The following is a 24,367-nucleotide window of genomic DNA, read 5'->3' as shown; positions in this document are numbered from 1 at the left end:
TCCAAGCCTGCTGGAAGCCTCTCCAGGCCCCCGGCTGCGCCCGCTGTTTTTTCAGGGCGCCAGCACACCCGATGCAAGCGGCAGCTGAAAACGGACTTTCTCCTCAACCGTGACTTTTCAGGCAGGTTACCCCCATGCAGTTCAGCGAATTATTGGCAGCGATTTCCACCCACGCGATCCGTCTGCAACTGGAAGAGGGCGACCTGATCATCCTGGGCGACGACGAAGCGCTGGATGACGCGCTGTGGGACCAACTGATCGCCCACAAACCCCGCCTGCTTGAGTGGGTGGCCGAGCACGGCGGCGACTGGCTGAGCCCGGCCTATCGGATCACCCCGGACATGCTGCCACTGGTCAACCTCGATCAACCGGCCATCGACCGCATCGTCGCCGCCATCCCCGGCGGCGCGGCGAATGTGCAGGACATCTACCCGCTGGCGCCGCTGCAAGAAGGCATGCTCTACCACCATCTTTCGGCGCAGCAGGGCGACCCTTACGTGCTGCACGCGCAGTTTGTATTCGATAGCCGCGCGCGCCTCGACGCGTTCGCGCAAGCGCTGCAATGGGTGATCGACCGCCACGATATCCTGCGCACATCCATGGCCTGGGAGTGTCTCGACGAGCCGTTGCAAGTGGTGTGGCGCAACGCAACCTTGGCGTGCGAAGAAGCGCACTTGCACGGCGGCGACGTCCTGGCCCAGTTGCTGGCGCGCTACGACGCCCGTGCCTACCGCATGCACCTGGGCCAGGCGCCGCTGCTGCGCCTGGTGTTTGCCGACGATCCAGCCAACCAGCGCGTGGTGGCGATGCTGCTGTTCCACCACACCATCCTCGACCACACCGCCCTGGACGTGGTGCGTCATGAAATCCAGCTGTACCTGGCCGGCGAGCACGCCCAGGCTGGTGAGCCGGTTGCGTTTCGCAGCTACATCGCCCAAGTGCGCCATGGCGTCAGTGAGGAGGCCCATGAGGCGTTCTTTCGCGAGATGCTGGCGGATATCGATGAGCCAACCTTGCCGTTCGGTTTGCAGGATGTGCAGGGCGATGGCCAGGGCATCGACGAAGCGCGCGTGCCTGTCGACAGCGCACTCAGCCGCCGTCTGCGCAGCCTGGCGCGCCCACTGGGCGTGAGCGTAGCGAGCATGATGCACCTGGCCCTGGCGCGCGTGCTGGGCGTGGTGTCGGGGCGTGAGTCGGTGGTGTTCGGCACGGTGATGCTTGGCCGCATGGGCGCAGGCGAGGGCGGTGAGCGGGCCTTGGGCATGTTCATCAACACCTTGCCGCTGCGCGTGGATATGGGCGAGCAAGGCGTGCGCGCCGGGGTCAAGGCCACCCATGAGCGCCTGACCACCTTGCTTAATCACGAGCATGCCTCGCTGGCACTGGCTCAGCGTTGCAGTGGTGTGGCCGCACCCACGCCGCTGTTCAGCGCCATGCTCAACTACCGCCACAGCGCCGCCGCCGACATGGCCGCCGTCATCAGCGTGGCCGAAGGCATCCAGGTGCTGGGCGCCGAAGAGCGCACCAACTACCCGCTGACCGTCAACGTGGATGACCTGGGCGAAGACTTTGCGCTGACGGTGATGGTCGATGCGAGCATCGGCGCGCAGCGCGTTGCCGGCTACTTGCATACCGCGTTGGAAAGCCTGGCCGATGCTCTGGAGCAACGACCGGATCAGCCGCTCGGCGGCCTGAACATCTTGCCAGACACCGAGCGTCACTACCTGCTGCACAGCCTCAACCAAAGCCCCGCACACTACGCCGATACTGCCCTGATCCATTGCTGCGTCGAAGCCCACGCCGCCGCCCAGCCCCAAGCCATCGCCTTGCGCTTCGAACACCAGCGCCTCACCTACCGCCAACTCAACGAACGTGCCAACCAGGTCGCCCATCGTCTGCTCGCCCAAGGCGTGCGCCCGGATGACCGCGTGGCGATCTGTGTGGAACGTGGCCCGCAAATGATCATCGGCCTGCTGGGCATCCTCAAGGCCGGTGCCGGATATGTGCCGATCGACCCGGCTTACCCGCTGGAGCGCATCGCCTACACCCTGGCCGACAGCGAACCCTTGGCCGTGCTGGTGCAAGCCAACACCCGCCATTTGGTGGGCGAACGGTCGCAGATCGACCTCAACAGCCTGCGCGGCGAGTCCATCGTCAACCCGCGCATCAGTCTCAGCCCGGCCAGCCTGGCCTATGTGATCTACACCTCCGGCTCCACCGGCTTGCCCAAAGGCGTGATGATCGAACACCGCCAGGTGGCGCGGCTGTTCACCGCCACCCAGCACTGGTTCGGCTTCAACCCTCATGACGTGTGGGCGCTGTTCCATTCCTTCGCGTTCGACTTCTCGGTGTGGGAAATCTGGGGGGCGCTGATGCACGGCGGCCAATTGCTGATCGTGCCGCAGCTGGTCAGCCGTGCGCCGGACGAGTGCTACGCGCTGATCTGTGAGGCCGGCGTCAGCATTCTCAACCAGACGCCCAGCGCGTTCCGCCAGTTGATCGCGGCCCAGAGCACCCAGGCGCACTCCTTGCGCCAGGTGATTTTTGGCGGCGAAGCCCTCGAGCCGAGCCTGCTCAAACCCTGGTACGCCCGCGCGATCAACGCCGGTACGCAACTGGTGAACATGTACGGCATCACCGAAACCACCGTGCACGTGACCTATCGCGCGCTGGAGGCGGCGGACACCCAGTTGGTCGGCGTCAGCCCGATTGGCGTGCGCATTCCCGACCTGCAGCTGTACGTGCTCGATGAGCGCCGCGAGCCGCTGCCGCTGGGTGTGGTCGGCGAGCTGTACGTCGGCGGTGCCGGTGTGGCGCGCGGTTACCTCAACCGTGACGCGCTCAACGCCGAACGCTTTCTGGCCGACCCGGCCACCGGCCTGCGCATGTACAAGACCGGCGACCTGGGTCGCCTGTTGGCCGACGGCAGTGTCGAATACGTGGGCCGTAATGACGACCAAGTGAAGATCCGTGGTTTCCGTATCGAACTGGGTGAAATCCAGGCGCGCCTGCTCACCGCCGGCGGCGTGCGTGACGCGGTGGTGATCGCCCGTGAAGACATCCCAGGCGACCAGCGCCTGGTGGCCTATGTGATCGCCGAGGGTGAACTCGGCGCTGGCGAACTGCGCAGCCACCTACTGCTGAGCCTGGCCGAATACATGGTGCCCAGCGCCTTCGTGCTGCTGGATAAGTTCCCGCTGACCACCAACGGCAAACTCGACCGCAAGGCCTTGCCCGCACCGGACGCCGACGCGCTGGCTCGGCGTGATTACACAGCCCCGGAAGGTCCAGTGGAAACCGCCATCGCTGCTATCTGGCAGGCGCTGTTGAAGCTCGACAAGGTCGGCCGCGACGATAACTTCTTTGAACTCGGCGGCCACTCGCTGCTGGCGGTCAAGCTGGTTGAGCGCATGCGCCAGGTGGACTTGAGCTGCGACGTGCGCGCGCTGTTCGGCCAACCCACACTGGCTGCACTCGCCGCCGCCGTGGGCGGGCAGCAGGACGTGCGGGTGCCGGCCAACCTGATCACTGAGACGAGCGAGCACATCACCCCGGACATGCTGCCGTTGGTGGCGCTGGACCAGGCCGCCATCGACCACATCCTCGACAGCGTGCCCGGCGGCCTCGCCAATGTGCAGGATATCTACGGGTTGGCGCCCTTGCAGGCGGGCATTCTTTACCACCATCTGGCAACCACCGAGGGCGACCCCTATGTGTTGCAGGTGCAGTTCAGCTTCGCCGACCAAAGGGCGGTGGACGCGTTTATTCACGCGCTGCACAGCGTGATCGAACGCAATGACATCCTGCGTACCGGCATTCTCTGGGAAGGCCTGGACGAGCCGGTGCAAGTGGTGTTGCGCCAAGCGTCATTGGCGGTCGAGCGCATTGATGTACCGGGCGTTGACGCGCTGGCACAGCTGCAACAACGCTTCGACCCACGCCACTTTCGCCTCGACCTGTCCCGTGCCTCGCTGATGCATTTTGGCTACGCCCAAGCCGCGAACGGCTACGTCGGTATTCTGCTGCTGCACCACATACTGCTCGACCACACCGCGTTGCAGGTGCTCGTCGAAGAGATGAGCGCCAGCCTGGCCGGAAACAGCGCGCACCTGCCGGACGCAGTGCAGTATCGCAACTACGTGGCCCAGGCCCGACTGGGGGTTACCCAGGCGCAACACGAAGCGTTCTTCAGCGAGATGCTTGGCGATATCGACGAGCCGACGTTGGCGTTCGGCTTACAGGATGTGAATGGCGACGGCAGCGGCATCGTCGAGGCGCACTTGCCGTTGTCAACGGCGCTCAGTCACGGCCTGCGCGAACAGGCGCGGCAACTCGGTGTGAGCACCGCCAGCCTGGTACACCTGGCCTGGGCCCAGGTATTGGCGCAGGTTTCCGGCCAGCAGGACGTGGTGTTCGGCACCGTGTTGCTGGGCCGCCTGCACGGCGGCGAGGGCGCCGACCGGGCGCTGGGGATGTTCATCAATACCTTGCCGCTGCGGGTCAGCCTCGGCGCCGTCGGCGTACAAGCCGGCGTGCGCGCCACCCACGCGCGCCTGGCGCAGTTGCTCGGGCATGAACATGCCTCGCTGTCACTGGCCCAGCGTTGCAGTGGCGTACCGGGCTCGCTGCCGTTGTTCAGCACCTTGCTCAACTACCGTCACAGCGCGCCGGGTGACGCGCCGGGAGCCAGCCCGTTTGCTGCCGCCGGGATCGAGATTCTCAGTTCCGAAGAACGCAGCAACTACCCGCTGGTGCTCAGCGTCGATGACCTGGGCGCAGGTTTTTCGCTGACGGTACAAGGCCTGGCCATGCTGGATGTACAGCGCGTGGGCGAGTACATGCTCACTGCATTGCAGCACTTGATGACCGCGCTGCAACAAGCGCCCACCACGCCCTTGCAGGCGGTGTCGATTCTGCCGGCCGCCGAACGCCACCAACTGCTGGTGGAATTCAACGCCACTGCCCGCGACTACCCCTCGCAACTCACCGTGCAGCAACTGTTCGAAGCCCAGGCGCTGGCGCGTCCCGAAGCGGTGGCGGCGGTGCATGGCGCACTGTCCTTGAGTTATCGCGACCTCAACCGCCGCGCCAATCGCCTGGCTCATCACCTGATCAACCAAGGCGTGCAGCCGGGTGAAAGCGTGGCGATTGCTCTGCCGCGCTGCCTGGATTTACTCGTGTGCCAACTGGCGATCCTCAAGTGCGCGGCGGTGTATGTGCCGCTGGACGTCAATGCGCCGGCCGAACGCCAGGCCTTCATCGTGCAGGACAGCGGCGCGCATCGGGTGCTTAATAGCCTGGCCGACCTGAACCTGGACGCGCAATCGCCGCGCAACCCAGAGCTGACTCAGTCCTCGGAAAGCGTCGCGTACATCATGTACACCTCCGGCTCTACTGGCGCGCCCAAAGGTGTGCAAGTGCCGCACCGCGCGATCTCGCGGCTGGTGCTGAACAACGGCTACGCCGACTTCAATGAGCGTGACCGCGTGGCCTTCGCCTCCAATCCGGCGTTCGACGCCAGCACCATGGACGTGTGGGGCGCGTTGCTTAATGGCGGCCAAGTGCAGGTGATCGACCATGCCACCTTGCTCGACCCGGCGGCATTCGGTGAAGCCTTGGAGGGTGCGACGGTGCTGTTTGTCACCACGGCGCTGTTCAACCAATACGTGCAGATGATTCCTGAGGCGTTGGCTGGCCTGCGAATCCTGCTGTGCGGCGGTGAGCGTGCCGACCCGGCGGCGTTCCGCAGTCTGTTGGCGCAGGCGCCCGAGTTGCGGTTGGTGCATTGCTACGGGCCAACGGAAACCACCACTTACGCCACCACCTATGAGGTGCGCGCGATTGCCGCTGACGCCGACAGCGTGCCCGTGGGGCGGCCGATTTCCAACACGCAAATCTATCTGTTGGATGCTTGGCAGCAGCCGGTGCCACTGGGGGTGAGCGGTGAAATCTGCATCGGCGGCGACGGCGTGGCCAAGGGCTATCTGAACCGGCCTGAGCTGACCGCTGAGAAATTTGTGCAAGACCCGTTCAACCCAGGCGCCTTGATGTACCGCACCGGCGACCTCGGTCGCTGGACGGCGGGCGGCTTGCTTGAGTGCCTTGGGCGCAATGACGATCAGGTCAAAATTCGTGGTTTCCGCATTGAGTTGGGTGAAATCGAAGCGCGCCTGGCGACCTTTGCGAGCATCCAGGACGTGGTGGTGCTGGCGCGTGAGGACGTGCCGGGCGACAAGCGCCTGGTGGCGTATTTCACCTGGGCTGGCGAACCCGTCGGCATCGACAGCGTGCGCGCGCATCTGCAAGGCCAATTGCCGGACTACATGCTGCCGTCGGCCTTTGTGCCGCTGGCGCATTTGCCGCTGACAGCCAATGGCAAGATTGACCGTAAAGCGTTGCCGGCCCCCAGTGCAGACGCGCTGAGCAGTCGCGAGTTTGAAGCACCGGAAGGCGAGGTGGAAACCCTGCTGGCGCGGATCTGGCAGGATGTGCTCAAGCTTGAACGCGTCGGGCGTCATGATCATTTCTTTGAGTTGGGTGGGCATTCGCTGCTCGCGGTGAGCCTGATCGAGCGTATGCGCCAGGTCGGCCTGAGCTGTGACGTACGCGCGCTGTTCAGCCAGCCAAGCCTGGCGGCGCTGGCGGCGGCGGTGGGCAGCGGGCGTGAAGTGGTGGTGCCGGTAAATGGCATTCCTTCGGGCTGCGCGCACATCACGCCGTCGATGCTGCCTCTGGTGCCGCTCGACCAGACAGCTATCGACCGTATTGTCGCCACGGTGCCGGGCGGCGCAGCGAATGTGCAGGATATCTACCCGCTGGCGCCGCTGCAGGAAGGCATTCTTTATCACCATATCAGCGCCGAGCAGGGCGACCCGTACCTGCTGCAATCGCGCATGGCGTTCGACCGCCTTGAGCGTTTGCACGCGTTCATGGGCGCGCTGCAACAGGTCGTGGCCCGTCACGACATCCTGCGTACCGGCGTTGTCTGGGAAGGCCTGGACAGCCCGGTGCAAGTGGTTTGGCGTGAGGCCCAATTGGTGGTGCAGGAAATCGCCCTGGACGCGGCTGAAGGCGGCATCCTCGAACAGCTGCATGCGCGCTTTGACGCCCGTCACTACCGCCTGGACATCACCCAGGCGCCACTGCTGCGCATGGTTTACGCTCACGACCCGGCGAATAACCGCGTCGCGGCGATCCTGTTGTTCCATCACTTGGCACTCGACCATACCGCCATGGAAGTGGTCGGCCAGGAGATGCGCGCGTTCCTGTTCAACCAGGCCGATGCGTTGCCCGCAGCGGCACCGTTTCGCAACTATGTCGCCCAGGCTCGCCTGGGTGTCAGTGTGGCCGAGCATGAGCAGTTCTTCCGCGAGATGCTTGCTGATGTCGATGAGCCGACCTTGCCGTTTGGCGTGCAGGACGTGCAGGGCGATGGCCGCGCTATCGAAGAAGCCGAACAGCACCTGGACGCGGCACTGGCGGTGCGTGTGCGTGAACAGGCGCGGGTGTTGGGCGTCAGCGCGGCCAGCCTGATGCACCTGGCCTGGGCGCAAGTGCTGGGGTTGGTGTCCGGGCGTGACGACGTGGTGTTCGGCACCGTGTTGATGGGCCGCATGCAGGCCGGCGAGGGCGCTGACCGTGCGTTGGGCATGTTCATCAACACCTTGCCGCTGCGCGTCGACGTGGCCGCCAGCGCCGCCGTGGCGGTCAAGGCCACCCATGCGCGTTTGAGTGCATTGCTCGGTCACGAGCATGCGTCTCTGGCGCTCGCCCAGCGTTGCAGCGGTGTGCCGACGGCCGTGCCGTTGTTCAGCGCCTTGCTCAATTACCGCCACAGCACGCCCGGTGAAATGGCCCGCGACGGCCAGGGCATCTGGGAAGGTGTGCAGCTGTTGGGCGGTGAGGAGCGCAGCAACTACCCGCTGACCCTCAGCGTCGATGACTTTGGCGCAGGTTTTGGCCTGAGTGTGCTGGCGCTGCCGCAGATCGGCGCCCAGCGCCTGTGTGGCTACATGCACAACGCCGTGGAGCAACTGGTTGCGGCATTGGAAACTCAGGCGAAAACCGCGCTCAACCAACTGCCTGTTCTGCCCCAGGCGGAACGCGAAACCCTGTTGCGCGAATTCAACGCGAGCGCCGCCGACTTTCCCACCGGGCATACCGTGCATGGTGCGTTCGAAGCCCAGGTCGAACGCCAGCCTCACGCGATTGCCGTGCAACAAGACAGCGAAGTACTGACCTATCAGCAACTCAACCAGCGCGCCAACCAGTTGGCCCATCACCTGCTGGCACTCGGCGTGCAGCCGGATGATCGCGTGGCAATCTGCTGCCGTCGCGGCCCGCAGATGCTGGTGGGCCTGCTGGGCATTCTAAAAGCTGGCGCAGGCTATGTGCCCATCGACCCGGCTTACCCCGCCGAGCGTATCGCCTACTTGCTGCAGGACAGCGCTCCGGCAGCGGTAGTGGCCGAGGCCAGCACCCGCGACCTGTTGGGCGCGCATGCCGCTGTCGACCTGTTCGACGAGCGCTTGCAACACCACGCCGTCAGCAACCCGCGGCTGGCTACCCTGACCCCGGCACACCTGGCCTACGTGATCTACACCTCCGGCTCCACCGGCCAGCCCAAAGGTGTGATGGTGGAACACCGCACGGTGGAAAACCTCGTGCACTGGCACTGCGAAGCCTTCGGCCTGGACACGCGCAGCCACACCAGCAGCGTCGCCGGGTTTGGTTTTGACGCGATGGCCTGGGAGGTCTGGCCGGCACTCTGCGCAGGCGCCACCCTGCACCTGCCACCCGCGCACGTCGGCAATGAAACTATCGACGAATTGCTCGCCTGGTGGATGGCGCAACCGCTGCACGTAAGCTTTCTGCCCACACCCGTCGCCGAGTACGCCTTCAGCCAGAACCTGCACCACCCGACCTTGCGCATCCTGTTGATCGGCGGTGATCGCCTGCGTCAGTTTGCCCAGGAGCGGCGCTTTGCAGTGGTCAACAACTACGGGCCTACCGAGGCCACGGTGGTCGCCACCTCCGGCCGCGTGCGCGCCGGGCAGGCGCTGCATATCGGCAGGCCAATCGCCAATGCCAGCGTCTACTTGCTGGATGCGCAACTGCGCCCAGTGCCGGTGGGCGTCGCCGGTGAGCTATATGTGGGCGGCAGCGGTGTGGCGCGCGGTTATTTAAACCGCGAGGATTTGACCGCCGAACGCTTCCTGCAAGACCCGTTCAACCGCGGGCGCATGTACCGCACCGGCGACCTGGCGCGCTGGTTGCCCGACGGCAATATTGAATACCTGGGTCGTAACGACGACCAGGTCAAAGTGCGCGGCGTGCGCGTTGAACTCGGCGAAATCGAAAGCTGCCTGACGGCACTCGACGGCATCGCCGAAGCCGTGGTGCTGGTGCGCGAGGGCCGTCTGGTGGCCTGGTTCACCGAACACTGCCCGCTGGCGATTGAAACCCTGCGGGCGCAACTGCAAGCGCAACTGCCCGAGGCGCTGGTGCCAGCGGCCTACGTTAAACTCGACACGCTGCCACTGACCGCCAACGGCAAGCTGGACCGCAAGGCCCTGCCGCAACCTGATCAGGCCGCGTTGCTGAGCCGCGACTATGCCGCGCCTGAAGGTTCGGTGGAAACCACCCTGGCGCGGATCTGGGCCGAGGTGTTGCAGGTGGAGCAAGTCGGCCGCCATGACCACTTCTTCGAACTGGGCGGCCATTCGTTGCTGGCCGTCAGCCTGATCGAACGCATGCGCCAGGTCGGTCTCAGCGCCGATGTGCGCGTGTTATTCAGCCAGCCAACCCTCGCAGCGTTGGCCGCCGCCGTGGGCAGTGGTCGCGAAGTGCAGGTGCCCGCCAACCGCATCGCCGCCGACTGCCAGCGCATCACCCCGGATATGTTGCCTTTAGTGGATCTCGACCCAGCAACCCTCGACGAGGTCGTCAGCCGCATACCCGGCGGCGCCGCTAATGTGCAGGACATCTACCCGCTGGCGCCGTTGCAGGAGGGCATTCTCTACCACTACATCAGCGCCGAGCAGGGCGACCCGTATCTGTTGCAGTCGCACCTGGCGTTTGACAGTGTCGAGCGCCTGAACGCCTTCGCCCAGGCGCTGCAACAGGTCATTAACCGCCATGACATCCTGCGCACCGGCGTGGTCTGGGAGGGCCTGGCACAACCGCTGCAAGTGGTGTTGCGCCAGGCTCAATTGCCGCGCGAAGAGCTGCACCTGCAAGGTGATGTACTGGCCGGCCTGCATGCGCGTTTCGATGCGCGACGCTATCGCCTGGATATCAGTCAGGCGCCGTTGATCTGCCTGAAGTACGCCCAAGACCCGGCCAACCAGCGTGTGGTGGTGGTGTTGCTGTATCACCATATCGCCCTCGACCACACTGCATTCGACGTGGTGTTGCGCGAAATGCAGGGCCACTTGCTCGGCCACGCAGCGCCAACAGCGGCGCCGATGCCGTACCGCAACTACGTGGCCCAGGCGCGTCTTGGCGTAAGCGAGCAGGAACATGAAGCGTTCTTTTGCGAGATGCTTGGGGATGTCGATGAGCCGACCTTGCCGTTCGGCCTGCAGGATGTGCGCGGCGACGGCAGTGCCATTGAAGAACATAGCCTGCGCCTGGACAGTGATCTCAGCCGCCGCCTGCGCGCCCAGGCGCGCTTGCTCGGCGTGAGCACGGCGAGCCTGTTTCACCTGGCCTGGGGCCAAGTGCTGGCGGCTACGTCGGGGCGCCACAGCGTGGTGTTCGGCACCGTGTTGGTCGGCCGCATGCAAGGCGGCGAGGGCGCCGACCGTGCGCTCGGCGTGTTCATCAATACCTTGCCGCTGCGCCTGGACATCGACGCGCAAGGCGCACGCGCTGCCGTACGTGCCACCCATGCGCGGCTGACCGCGTTGCTCGGGCATGAGCATGCGTCCTTGGCGCTGGCCCAACGTTGCAGCGGCGTGGCGGCACCGGCGCCGCTGTTCAGCTCGATGCTCAACTATCGCCATCGCGGCGGCGCCACGCGATCAGCCCAGGCGCAGCAGGCCTGGGAAGGTATGCAGACGCTGGTCAACAACGGGCGCACGAACTACCCGTTGACCTTGAACGTGGATGACCTGGGCGATGGTTTCGACGTCACCGCCCTGGCGCAAGTCGACGCGCAACGGGTGTGCGGTTATATGCAGATTGCCTTGGCCGGACTGGTCGAAGCCTTGGAGCAGGCGCCGCATCAGGCGCTCAACTGTCTGCCGATCCTGGGGGCCGAGGAACGGCAAAAACTGCTGGTGGAGTTCAACGCCACCGACGTCAACTACAACCTTGAGCAAACCCTGCACGGCCTGTTCGAAGCCCAGGTCGAACGCACGCCGCAGGCCGTGGCGGTCAAGGCCGCTGACCAGCACCTGACCTACAGCGCGCTCAACGAACGCGCCAACCGCCTGGCGCATCACCTGCGTGAACGTGGGGTGCAGCCGGATTCGCGGGTGGGCATCTGCGTCGAACGTGGCCTGGACATGGTCGTCGGCCTGCTCGCCATCCTCAAGGCCGGCGGCGGCTATGTGCCGCTGGACCCGGCGTATCCACGCGAGCGTCTGGCCTACATGCTGCAAGACAGCGCGCCGGTGGTAGTACTGGCGCAAGGCGCAACCCGCGAATTGCTGGGGGATGTGCCGGTGATCAACCTGGACCACTGCTCCTGGCAGCATCAGCCTGCTGGCAATCCGCAGGTGCCGGGGCTTACCGCCCAGCATCAGGCCTACGTGATCTACACCTCAGGTTCCACGGGTCAGCCCAAAGGCGTGATCAACGAACACGCCGGGGTGGTCAACCGCCTGCTGTGGATGCAGGACGCCTATGGCCTCAAGGCCCATGACGCGGTGCTGCAGAAAACCCCGTTCAGCTTCGACGTGTCGGTGTGGGAATTTTTCTGGCCGTTGTTTACCGGCGCACGCCTGGTGATGGCGCGCCCGGGCGGTCACAAGGAGCCTGAGTACCTGTGCGAAGTGATCGAGGCCGAACAGATCACTACACTGCACTTCGTGCCGTCGATGCTCGATGTGTTCCTGGCCCATGGCGATGTCAGCCAAGCGGCTGTGCTGGTGCGCGTGATGTGCAGCGGCGAAGCCTTGCCGGGCAGTCTGGTGCGGCGCTTTAAACAGCAATTGCCGGGGATCGGCCTGTACAACCTGTATGGCCCGACCGAAGCCGCGGTGGACGTGACCGCCTGGAACTGCGCGCGTCCCGAGGTGCCGGACAACACGCCGATCGGCAAGCCGATTGCCAACACGCGCATGTACCTGCTGGATGCGCAGTTGCAGCCGGTGCCGTTGGGCGTGGTTGGCGAGCTGTTTATTGGCGGTGTGCAAGTGGCGCGTGGCTACTTGAATCGCCCTGAACTGACCGCCGAACGCTTCCTCGAAGACCCATTCACCCATGGGCGCATGTACCGCACTGGCGACGTTGGCCGCTACTTGCCCGACGGCAATATCGAGTACCTGGGCCGTAACGATGATCAGGTCAAGATCCGTGGCCTGCGCATCGAACTGGGCGAAATCCAAGCGCGGCTGCTGGAGTATCCGCAGGTCAACGAGGCGGCGGTGGTCGCCCGCGAAGATCGGCTGGTCGCGTACTACACCGGCATACCCAGCGATATCGAACAGCTGCGTGCGCATCTGCTGCAGCACCTGCCGGACTTCATGGTGCCCGCACTGTTCATGCACCTCGATGCATTGCCGTTAAGCCCCAACGGCAAGCTTGACCGCAAGGCTTTGCCTGCGCCGGGTATGGACGCGCTGATCGTGCGCGAGTACGCGGCGCCTGAGGGCGACACCGAAATCCTGCTGGCCCAGCTATGGGCCGATCTGCTCAACGTGGCGCGGGTAGGGCGCCATGACAACTTCTTTGAACTGGGCGGCCACTCGTTGCTCGCCGTGAGCTTGATCGGACGCCTGCGCCAGGAAGGCCTGGAGGCCGATGTGCGGGCGCTGTTCGAGCAGCCGACCCTGGCCGGCTACGCCGCCATAACCGAACGAATGGAGATCGTCCTGTGAGCATTTTTGAGCTGTTGGCGACGCTGAAAACCAAGGACATCCAACTGGCGCTCAAGGGCGAGCAGTTGTCGGTGCAAGGCAACAAACAAGCCTTGGGCGACCCGGCGCTCCTCGCCGCGTTGCGCGAGCACAAACCGGCGCTGATCGAGATGATCAAGGCTGGCGAGTATTCGGCCACCAAAGCCGGCGAAGTGCAGGTGCCCGCCAATGGCATTGCACTGGGCGCCGAGCACATCACGCCAGCCATGCTGACCCTGTCGACGCTGAGCCAGGATGAGATTGATCGTATTGTCGCCACGGTTGATGGCGGCGTGGCAAATATCCAGGATATCTACCCGCTGGCGCCGTTGCAGGAAGGCATTCTGTTTCACCACGTCAGCGCTGAGCAGGGCGACCCTTACGTGATGCAGTCGCAGTTTGCCTTTGACAGTCTGGAGCGCTTCGAAGCGTTTGCCCAGGCGCTGCAACGCGTGATGGACCGTCACGATATCCTGCGTACCGGCGTGGTCTGGGACGGTTTGCAAGAGCCGTCGCAAGTGGTCTGGCGCCAGGCGCGTCTGCCGGTGCAGGCGCTGGCGCTGAACCCGGACGACGGCGATATCGCCGCGCAGTTGCGCGCGTTGTTCGACGCCCGCCACTATCGCCTCGACGTGACCCAGGCGCCGCTGCTGCGCCTGGTGCGGGCCGAAGATCCGGCCCATCAGCGCATCGTTGCCACGTTGCTGTTCCACCACATGGCCCTCGACCACAGCGCCCTCGAAGTGGTGTGCCATGAACTGCAGGCGTGCCTGCTGGGGCAGGGCGCCGCGCTGGGCCAGGCGGTGCCGTTTCGCAACTATGTGGCGCAGGCGCGGTTGGGGATCAGCGAGCAGGAACACGAAAGTTTCTTCCGCCAAATGCTCGGCGACATCAGTGAGCCGACCTTGCCATTCGGTTTGCAGGACGTGCAAGGCGATGCCCGTGCAATAGCCGAAGTCAGCCTGCCATTGGCGCCTGCGCTGGGCCAGCGCTTGCGTGCGCAAGCCCGACAACTGGGGGTGAGCGCCGCCAGCCTGTTCCACTTGGGCTGGGCGCGGGTGCTCGGTGTGTTGGCCGGTAAAGAACACGTGGTGTTTGGCACCGTATTGATGGGCCGCATGCAAGGCAGCCATGACACGGATCGGGCGCTGGGGATCTTCATCAACACGCTGCCGTTTCGCGTGGACGTGGGCGCCGAAGACGTGCGCGCCGGGGTCAAGGCCACCCATGCGCGGCTGACTACCTTGCTGCGCCACGAGCACGCCGCCTTGGCACTCGCCCAGCGTTGCAGTGGCGTGGTGGCGCCGACGCCGCTGTTCAGTGCCTTGCTCAACTACCGCCACAGTGCCCCGGCCGCCAGCGCGCAAGCCGTGTCGGCCTGGCAAGGCATCGCGGCGCTGAGCGCCGAAGAACGCACCAACTACCCGCTCACGTTGAGCGTGGATGACCTCGGCGAAAGCTTTGTCTTGAGCTTGCTCGCCAGCACCTTGGTGGACCCGCAGCGCGTCTGCGCCTACCTGCAAACCGCCCTGGATAACCTCGTGACTGCGCTGGAACAGGCGCCGCATACACCGCTCAATCAGGTCTCGGTAGTGCCCATCGCTGAGCAACAACAACTGCTGCGGCAGTTCAACACGACCCAGGCCGACTTCCCCCAAGGCACCACGCTGCACGCGCGTATCGAGGCCCAGGCCGCACGCGCGCCCGAGGTCATCGCCGCCGTGCATCAGGGCCGCCAATTGACCTACGCCGAACTGAACCAGCAAGCCAACCTGGTGGCCCATCACCTGCTGGCGCTGGGGGTCAAACCCGACGACCGCGTGGCCATCGTCGCCCGCCGTGGCCTGGACACCCTGGCCGGGTTGCTGGCGATCCTCAAAGCCGGCGCCTGCTATGTGCCGGTGGACCCGTCTCACCCGGCCGAGCGCCTGAACTACTTGCTGACCGACAGTGCCCCGGTCGCGGTGCTCACCCAGCAGGCGCTACTGGACCGTCTGCCCACGCTGGAAGTGCCGGTGATCAACCTGGACCGCTTCACCTGGCAGCACCATTCGGCAAGCAACCCCACGGTGGCGGTCACGCCGTCGAACCTCGCCTATGTGATCTACACCTCCGGCTCCACCGGCCTGCCCAAAGGCGTGATGGTCGAGCACCACACCGTGGCCAACCTGGTGGACTGGCATTGCCGCGCCTTCGACCTGTGCGCCGGACGCCACACCGCCAGCGTCGCCGGTTTCGGCTTTGATGCCATGGCCTGGGAAGTATGGCCGGCGCTGTGTGTCGGCGCGACCTTGCACCTGCCGCCGGCCAATGATGGTGCCGAAGACATCGACGCCTTGCTCGCCTGGTGGTGCGCGCAACCCCTGGACGTGTGCTTCCTGCCCACGCCGGTGGCCGAATACGCGTTCAGCCAACAGATCGAACATCCTACGTTGCGCACCTTGCTGATCGGCGGCGACCGCCTGCGCCAGTTCGCGCGGGCCCAGCATTTTGAGTTGATCAACAACTATGGGCCGACTGAGGCGACGGTGGTCGCTACCTCCGGCAAGGTCGAGTCGGGCCAGCCGCTGCACATCGGCAAACCGATCGCCAACGCCACGGTGTACCTGTTGGATGAACAGCAACGGCCGGTGCCGTTGGGTGTGGCCGGTGAGCTGTATGTAGGTGGTAAAGGCGTGGCACGCGGTTACCTGAACCGCCCGGAGCTGACCGCCGAGCGTTTCCTGCAAGACCCATTCAACGCCGGGCGCATGTACCGTACTGGCGACCTGGCGCGCTGGTTGCCGGACGGCCAGATTGAATACCTGGGGCGCAATGACGACCAGGTGAAGATCCGTGGTGTGCGCATCGAGTTGGGCGAGATTGAAACCCAGCTCAACCAATTGCCGGGCATTCAAGAGGCGGTGGTGTTGGTTCGCGAAGAGCGTCTGGTGGCTTACTTCACTGAACACACGCAGCTCGATCCCTTGGCCGTCGGCGACATTCGTGCTCACCTGGTGGCGCACCTGCCGGACTATATGGTCCCGGTGGCCTACGTGAAGCTCGATGCATTGCCGCTCACCGCCAACGGCAAACTCGACCGCAAGGCCTTGCCGGCGCCGGACATGGCCGCGGTATTTACCCGTGAATACGAAACGCCCCAGGGCGAGATTGAAAGCGTGTTGGCACAGATCTGGGCTGATGTACTGCAAGTCGAGCGCGTCGGGCGTCGCGATCATTTCTTTGAATTGGGCGGGCATTCGCTGCTGGCGATGCGCATGGTGTCGCAGGTGCGTCAGCGCCTGGGTGTGGAACTGATACTCGGCGACCTATTTGCCAACGCCGAGTTGGCGGCGGTCGCGCAAGTGCTGGCCCAGGCGGGGCGCAGCACCTTGCCGGATATCCTGCCGGCCAATCGTGAGGACGATGTACCGCTATCCTTCGCCCAGCAGCGCCTGTGGTTCCTGGCGCTGATGGAAGGTGCCAACACGGCCTACAACATACCTATCGGCTTGCGCCTGCGTGGGCAGTTGCATGTCCAAGCCTTGCAGCGTGCACTGGCGCGTATCGTCGCGCGCCACGAAACCCTGCGCAGTCGCTTCGCTCAGCACGGCGACGACGCCCACGTGCTGATCGTGCCCGCCGAAGACGTGCTGCCGTTGCAAGTGCAGGACCTGCGTCGCCACCCGCAACCGCAGCAGGCGCTGGATGCCTTGATCCACGGCGAAGCCTCGGCACCGTTCGACCTGGAGCGCGGCCCGCTGCTGCGCGGGCGGTTGGTGGTGATGGCCGACGATCACCATGTGCTGTTGTTGACCTTGCACCACATCGTCTCCGATGGCTGGTCAATGGGCGTGCTGACGCGCGAGCTGATGGCGCTGTATCAAGCCTTCAGCCACGGCTTGCCTGACCCGTTGCCAGCGCTGGCGATCCAGTACGCTGACTTTGCCGTATGGCAGCGTTTGTGGCTGAGCGGTGAAGTGTTGCAGCGCCAGAGCCGCTACTGGCAGCAGGCTCTGGCGGGTGCGCCGGCTTTACTTACGCTGCCCACTGACCGCCCGCGTCCCGCCCAACAGGACTACGCCGGCAGCAGCGTCGAAGTGCGCCTGGATGAACGCCTGACCGCTGGGCTCAAGGCCTTGAGCCAACGCCATGGCACCACGCTCTACATGACCTTGATGACAGCCTGGGCCGCGCTGCTGGCGCGGCTGTCCGGGCAAGCGGACGTGGTGATTGGCTCGCCGGTGGCCAACCGCACGCGCAGTGAAGTCGAAGGGCTGATCGGCTTGTTCGTCAACACCCTGGCGGTGCGCATTGACACCTCGGGCGAGCTGAGCGCTGAGGCGCTGTTGGCACGGGTCAAGGCTCTGACGCTTGAGGCCCAGGCGCATCAGGACCTGCCGTTCGAGCAGGTGGTGGAAATCACCCGGCCGGTGCGCAGCCTGGCCCATAGCCCCGTGTTCCAGACCTTGTTGAGCTGGCAGGACAGCAGTGCGCCGACCCTGGCGCTGGGCGACTTGGCCTTGGAAGGGATTGTTGAGAACAGCCACTTTGCCAAGTTCGACCTGTCACTGAATCTTGGTGAGGTGCAGGGCAGCATTCTCGGTGCGCTGGAGTATGCAGTGGCGCTGTTTGACGCGTCGACGATGCAGCGTTACGTCGGCTATTTCACGCGGGTGCTGCAGGCGATGGTCGACAACGACCAGGCGGTGCTCGAACATGTGCCGCTGGTGGGGGCGCGTGAGCGTCAGCACCTGCTGTTTGATTTAAACGCCACCGAGGTGAAGTACAACCTCGAACAGACCCTGCACGGGATGTTCGAGGCGCAGGTCAAGCGCACGCCGCAGGTGATTGCGGTCAAGGCCGGCGAGCAGCAACTGACCTATGCCGAGCTGAATGCGCAGGCCAATCAGTTGGCCCATCACCTGCTGGCGCTTGGCGTGCAGCCGGATTCGCGGGTGGCGATCTGCGTTGAACGTGGCCTGGAAATGGTCGTTGGCCTGTACGCGATCCTCAAGGCTGGCGCCGCCTATGTGCCACTGGACCCGGCTTATCCGTTGGAACGAATCGCGTACATGCTGGAGGACAGTGCGCCGGCAGTTGTGTTGGCCCAGGGCGCCACGCGCGGGTTACTGGGCGCGGTGCCGGTGGTCGATCTGGACCGGCCTTGCTGGCAGCATCAGCCGGTCACCAACCCCGATGCAGCGGGTGCGACGGCTTATGTGATCTACACCTCCGGCTCCACCGGCCAGCCTAAAGGCGTAATCAACGAACACGCCGGTGTGGTCAATCGGTTGCTGTGGATGCAGGACGAATATGGCCTCAAGGCCCATGACGCGGTGCTGCAGAAAACCCCGTTCAGCTTCGACGTGTCGGTGTGGGAATTCTTCTGGCCGCTGTTTACCGGCGCGCGCTTGGTGATGGCGCGTCCTGGCGGTCACAAAGAGCCGGAGTACCTGTGCGAAGTGATCGAGGCCGAGCAGATCACCACGCTGCACTTCGTGCCGTCGATGCTCGACGTGTTCCTGGCCCATGGCGATGTGAGCCAGGCGGCTGTGCTGGTGCGCGTGATGTGCAGCGGCGAGGCCTTGCCCGGCAGTCTGGTACGGCGCTTCAAGCAGCAGTTGCCGGGCTGTGCGTTGCATAATCTGTATGGCCCGACTGAAGCGGCGGTCGACGTGACAGCGTGGAACTGCGCGGGCGCTGCCACTGCGGACAACACGCCGATTGGCAAGCCCATCGCCAATACGCGCATGTACCTGCTCGACAGCCAGTTGCAACCGGTGCCGTTGGGTGTGGTCGGCGAGCTGTTCATCGGTGGCGTACAAGTGGCGCGCGGCTATTTGAACCGGCCTGAACTGACGGCCGAGCGCTTCCTTGACGACCCGTTTACCCACGGGCGCATGTACCGTACAGGTGATGTCGGGCGCTACTTGCCGGACGGTAATATCGAGTATTTGGGCCGCAATGACGACCAGGTGAAGATCCGTGGTCTACGCATCGAATTGGGTGAAATCCAAGCCCATCTGACCGAGTACCCATTGGTCAATGAAGCGGCGGTTGTGGCCCGCGAGCAACGCCTGGTGGCTTACTACACCGGTGCTCACAGCGACATCGACGCGCTACGTAACCATCTGCTGCAACACCTGCCGGCGTTCATGGTGCCGGCGATCTTCGTCCACCTCGACGCCTTGCCGCTGAGCCCGAATGGCAAGCTCGACCGTAAAGCCTTGCCCGAGCCGGGCCTGGACGCGGTGGTGGTGCGCGAGTACGAAGCGCCTCAGGGCGATACCGAAATTGCCCTGGCCAGCCTGTGGGCCGAGTTGCTCAACGTGGAACGCGTGGGCCGTCACGACAACTTCTTTGAACTGGGCGGGCACTCGCTGCTGGCCGTCAGCTTGGCGGGGCGCATGCGTCGCCTCGGGTTGTCGGCGGATGTGAAAGCGCTGTTTGGCCAGCCGACGTTGTCCGCGTTGGCGGCGGCGCTGGGGGGCGGGCGTGAAGTGGCGGTGCCAGTGAATGGCATTGCACCCGACTGCACGTTCATCACGCCGGACATGCTGGCGCTGATCCAGCTGGATCAGCCAACTATTGAGCGCATCGTGGCCTGCATTCCAGGTGGCGCGGCGAATGTTCAGGATATCTACCCGCTGGCACCGTTGCAGGCCGGTATTCTCTATCACCATCGGGCGGTAGAGGAGGGCGATGCGTACCTGCTGCAAGCGCAGTTTGCCTTCGACAGCATGCTGCGCCTGGAGGACTTCGCCCGCGCGTTGCAGGCGGTGATCCAGCGGCATGACGTGCTGCGCTCATCGTTTCATTGGGACGGCCTTGAAGAGCCGGTGCAGGTGGTTTGGCGTGATGCCAGGTTGAGCGTTGAAAACGGGCCGCTGGCGGAACGTCTCGACCTGGCCCAAGCGCCACTGATGCGCCTGGTTTACGTCGAGGAACCGCAGCGCGTGGTGGCGACGTTGCTGTTCCACCACCTGGTGATGGACCACATTGCGCTGGACATCCTGCAGCATGAAATGCAGGCATTTCTGTTGGGCCGTGAGGGTGAGCTGGGCGATGCGGTGCCGTATCGCAATTACGTGGCTCAAACCCGTTTTGCGGTTGACGATCACGCCGTGTTCTTCCGTGAAATGCTCGGTGAGATCGACGAGCCGACCGCCGTCGCAAACCTGGGCGTTGATGAAAAGGTGCATCAGGTGATTGACCCGCAATTGAGCCAACGCCTGCGCACCCAGGCCCGCCAGTCGGGTGTGAGCGCCGCGAGCCTGATGCATTTGGCCTGGGCGCAGGTGTTGGGCAAAGTCAGCGGCCGCGAGCAGGTGGTGTTCGGCACCGTGATGCTCGGTCGATTGCACGGCGGTGAGGGCGCCGAGCGAGCCATGGGCGTGTTTATCAACACGTTGCCGTTGCGCGTCGACCTGGGTGAACACTCGGTGCGTAGCGCGTTGCGCGCAACCCATGCGCGCCTGACGCAACTGCTCAGCCATGAACACGCGCCGCTGGCCTTGGCCCAGCGCTGCAGCGCGGTGCCGGTAGCGACGCCGTTGTTCAACGTGCTGTTCAACTACCGTCACAGTGCGCCGCAACGGGGCGGCGTGGCCGAGGCCTGGCAAGGTATTCAACTGCTGAAGGCCGAGGAGCACACCAATTATGGGTTGTCGGTGAGTGTGGATGACCTCGGTGAGGGTTTCAGCCTGGAAGCCATGGGGCCGGGTGCCGCGCGTTTGTGCGACTACCTGCAGATCGCGCTGCAGCAGTTGGTGGAGGCGCTGGAGCACAACGCTGAAACCGCCATCAGCCGCCTGCCGATCCTGCCCGCCGCCGAACACGAACAGCTGTCGAGCTTCAACGCCACTGCCCGTGCGTTCCCGCGTGAACACACGGTGCAGCGGTTGTTTGAAGCCCAGGCCCAGGCGCGTCCAAACGCTACCGCAGTGCTGCACGGCGAGCAAGCCTGGCGTTACGGTGAGCTGAACACCCGCGCCAACCGCTTGGCCCACCACCTGCAAAGCCTGGGGGTTCGGCCCGCCGACCCTGTAGCGATTCTGCTGCCGCGCTCAATGGATTTGTTGGTCAGCCAGCTGGCCGTGCTCAAGTGCGCGGCGGCCTATGTGCCGTTGGACATCAACGCACCGGAGGAGCGCCAGCGCTTTATGCTGCAGGACAGCGGCGCCATGTGGCTGCTGACCCGCAGCGACGTCGCCATCGACTGTCCAGCCCAGCGCCTGGACTTGGACACCCTGGCCCTCGACCCGCAACCGAGCCACAACCCGGACCTGTCGCAGTCCTCGGACAGCGTGGCATACATCATGTACACCTCAGGCTCCACCGGCACGCCGAAGGGCGTGTTAGTGCCGCACCGTGGCATTACGCGGTTGGTGCTCAATAACGGCTATGCCGACTTCAATGCCGCCGACCGCGTGGCCTTCGCCTCCAACCCGGCATTCGACGCCAGTACGATGGATGTGTGGGGCCCGTTGCTCAACGGCGGGCAGGTGCAGGTGATCGACCACGCCACCTTGCTCAACCCGAGCGCCTTCGGCGTGGCACTGCAGGGTGCGACGGTGCTGTTCGTCACCACGGCGTTGTTCAACCAGTACGTGCAGATGATTCCTGAGGCGTTGGCTGGCCTGCGAATCCTGCTGTGCGGCGGTGAGCGTGCCGACCCGGCGGCGTTCCGCAGTCTGTTGGCGCAGGCGCCCGAGTTGCGGTTGGTGCATTGCTACGGGCCAACGGAAACCACCACTTACGCCACCACCTACGAGGTGCGCGCGATTGCCGACGACGCCGACAGCGTGCCCGTGGGGCGGCCGATTTCCAACACACACATCCACGTGTTGGATGCGCAGTTGCAGCCGGTGCCCGTGGGGGTCACCGGTGAGATTTGCATCGGCGGCGACGGCGTGGCCAAGGGGTACTTGAACCGACCTGAGCTGAGCGCTGAAAAATTTGTGCAAGACCCGATCAACCCTGGCGCCTTGATGTACCGCACCGGCGACCTTGGCCGCTGGACGGCGCAGGGCCTGCTGGAGTGCATCGGGCGCAATGACGATCAGGTCAAGATCCGTGGTTTCCGTATTGAGCTGGGTGAGATCGAAGCACGCCTGGCCACCTGTGCGGCTATCCAGGATGTGGTGGTGCTGGCGCGTGAAGACGTGCCGGGTGACAAGCGTTTGGTGGCGTATTTCACCTGGGCTGGCGAACCCGTCGGCATCGACAGCGTGCGTGCGCATCTGCAAGGCCAATTGCCGGACTACATGCTGCCGTCGGCCTATGTGCCGCTCGAGCTGTTGCCGCTGACGGCCAACGGCAAGATTGATCGTAAGGCGCTGCCGGTTCCGGCCCTGGACGCATTTAGCCGCTGCGACTTCGAAGCGCCGGTCGATGCTTTGGAACAGACGCTGGCGCACTTGTGGGCCGAGGTGTTGAAGCTCGAACAGGTCGGCCGGCATGAGAGTTTCTTCGAGCTGGGCGGGCATTCGTTGCTGGCGATTCGACTGGTCAATCTGATGGACGAGGCGGGGCTGCAGGTGTCCTTGGCTGAGCTGTTCCAGCATGCCAGCGTGGCGTCCGTTGCGGCGATGTTGCACCAGCGCACACAGGCGCCGGTGCGCGATACCTCGGTGATTCCCGTGCGCAGCAGCGGCTCGCAGCCGCCGCTGTTTCTGGTGCACGAGTTCAGCGGTATGGATGTGTACTTCCCGGCGCTCGGCCAGCACCTGCCCGGTGACTATCCCATTTACGGCCTGCCCGGCGTGGCGCTTGGCGAGCGGCACCTGAACACCCTGGAAGGCCTGGCGGCGCGCATGGTCGGGCTGATTCGAGAGATCCAGCCCCACGGGCCGTATCGGCTCGCGGGCTGGTCGTTTGGCGGTGTGTTGGCGTATGAAGTGGCGATGCAATTGCTGGGGCTGGATGAGCCCGTCGCGTTTCTGGGGTTGATCGACAGCTATGTGCCGCGCATGACCGATCAGGGTAAGGCGCGCTGGAGCGGGCCGAATGCGCTCAAGCGGCATTTGTTGTTGCAGTGCACGGCGTATTGGAAAGCACAGGGAGGTGTGGATGAACTGGCGAGCCTTGAGCACTTGGAGGCGGGCATTGGACAGCTGGACTTTGCAGGTCTGCTGCAACGCTGTCGCGATCAAGGTCTGCTATACGCGCAAATGGCAGCGGCTGCGGACGCGGACCTCTTGAGCTTTATCGAGCGGGAGGTGGGGCATGGGCACGCGTTGGCGCATTACAGCCTGTTCCCGTTGCCGGTTGAGGTGCACCTGTTCAGCGCTATGGAGCGGCCGACCGAGTTGTCGCAACGCAGTGTTTCGCTGGGCTGGGAGGACGCGCTGGCGCCGGGGCAGTTGCGCCAAGTGGCGGTGCCGGGGGATCACCAGAGCATGATGCAGGCACCGCATATCCAGGCGTTGGGGCGTGCGATGACTGAGGCGTTGGCGGCGGCTTTGCCGAGGATGGAGGTGGCGCATCAACCGCTGCTGCGGATTCAGAGTGGGCGGGCGGGGTATGCGCCGGTGTTCTGTGTGCCGGGGGCAGGAGACAGCGTCACTGGGTTTGTAGGGTTGAGTGAGGCACTGGGGCGCGACTGGCCGTTGTTCGGGCTGCAGCCGCGCGGCTTGGACGGTGAGGCGGTGCCGCACAGCCAGGTGGAAGCGGCGGCGCAGTGTTATCTGGCCGCGCTGTTGCAGGAGTTTGCGCAGGGACCGGTGCATTTGGTGGGGCATTCGTTTGGCGGCTGGGTGGCGTTGGAGATGGCGTTACGGTTGCAGGCGATGGGCCGTGAGGTGGCGTCGTTGACGGTGATTGACAGTGAGTCGCCGGGGGGCTTGGGTAAGCCGTATACGACCACGGCGGCGTTGTTGCGGTTGATCGAGGCGATGCAGTTGGCGGCAGGAAGGCTGCTGGGTATCGATCCGGTGGATTTTGCCGGGCGTGATGAGGTGGCGCAGCGCCAATGGCTGCATGCGGGGATGGTGGACGTGGGGTTGTTGCCGGGGCGTTCTGCGGTGGATGCCATGGACGGGCCGGCCCGCACGTATGCGGCGGCGTTGCGCACGGTGTATCGGCCTTTGCAGCGTTATAACGGGGTCGTGCGGTTGGTGTTGGCTGAGGATCCTTCGCTGGATGCGGCGGGGAATCAGCGGGAGCAGGGGTTGATGGTTGAGGGGTGGCGGCGGCAGGGGAGTGGGTTGCAGGTTTGGTATGGGCCTGGGAACCATTTTACGTTGCTTAAGGCGCCGAATGTGTTGGGGTTGGCGCGGTGGTGGGTTGAGGGGGTGGTGATTGGGGAGGTGGTGTCTTGA

2 protein-coding genes are annotated in these 24,367 nt (G+C 64.6%); both read left to right on the top strand.

The window, feature by feature from the left end; translation table 11 throughout:
- Nucleotides 1–134 precede the first annotated feature (134 nt).
- A complete protein-coding gene (locus FW764_RS20680) occupies nt 135–13,046 on the top strand; it encodes an amino acid adenylation domain-containing protein (protein ID WP_446435469.1) in 12,912 nt (4,303 codons plus the stop codon).
- Nucleotides 13,043–24,367 (top strand): amino acid adenylation domain-containing protein, encoded by an 11,325-nt coding sequence (locus tag FW764_RS20675; protein WP_446435468.1) that lies wholly within the window; start codon nt 13,043–13,045, stop codon nt 24,365–24,367. The genes FW764_RS20680 and FW764_RS20675 overlap by 4 nt, the downstream gene beginning before the upstream one ends.

Source organism: Pseudomonas sp. 1152_12 (assembly GCF_052850675.1).
This window is presented reverse-complemented; position numbering and strand designations above follow the sequence as displayed.

Bases quoted from the DNA above. Each gene is read 5' to 3' on its own strand.
- FW764_RS20680 (WP_446435469.1), top strand. From the start codon at position 135: ATGCAGTTCAGCGAATTATTGGCAGCGATTTCCACCCACGCGATCCGT.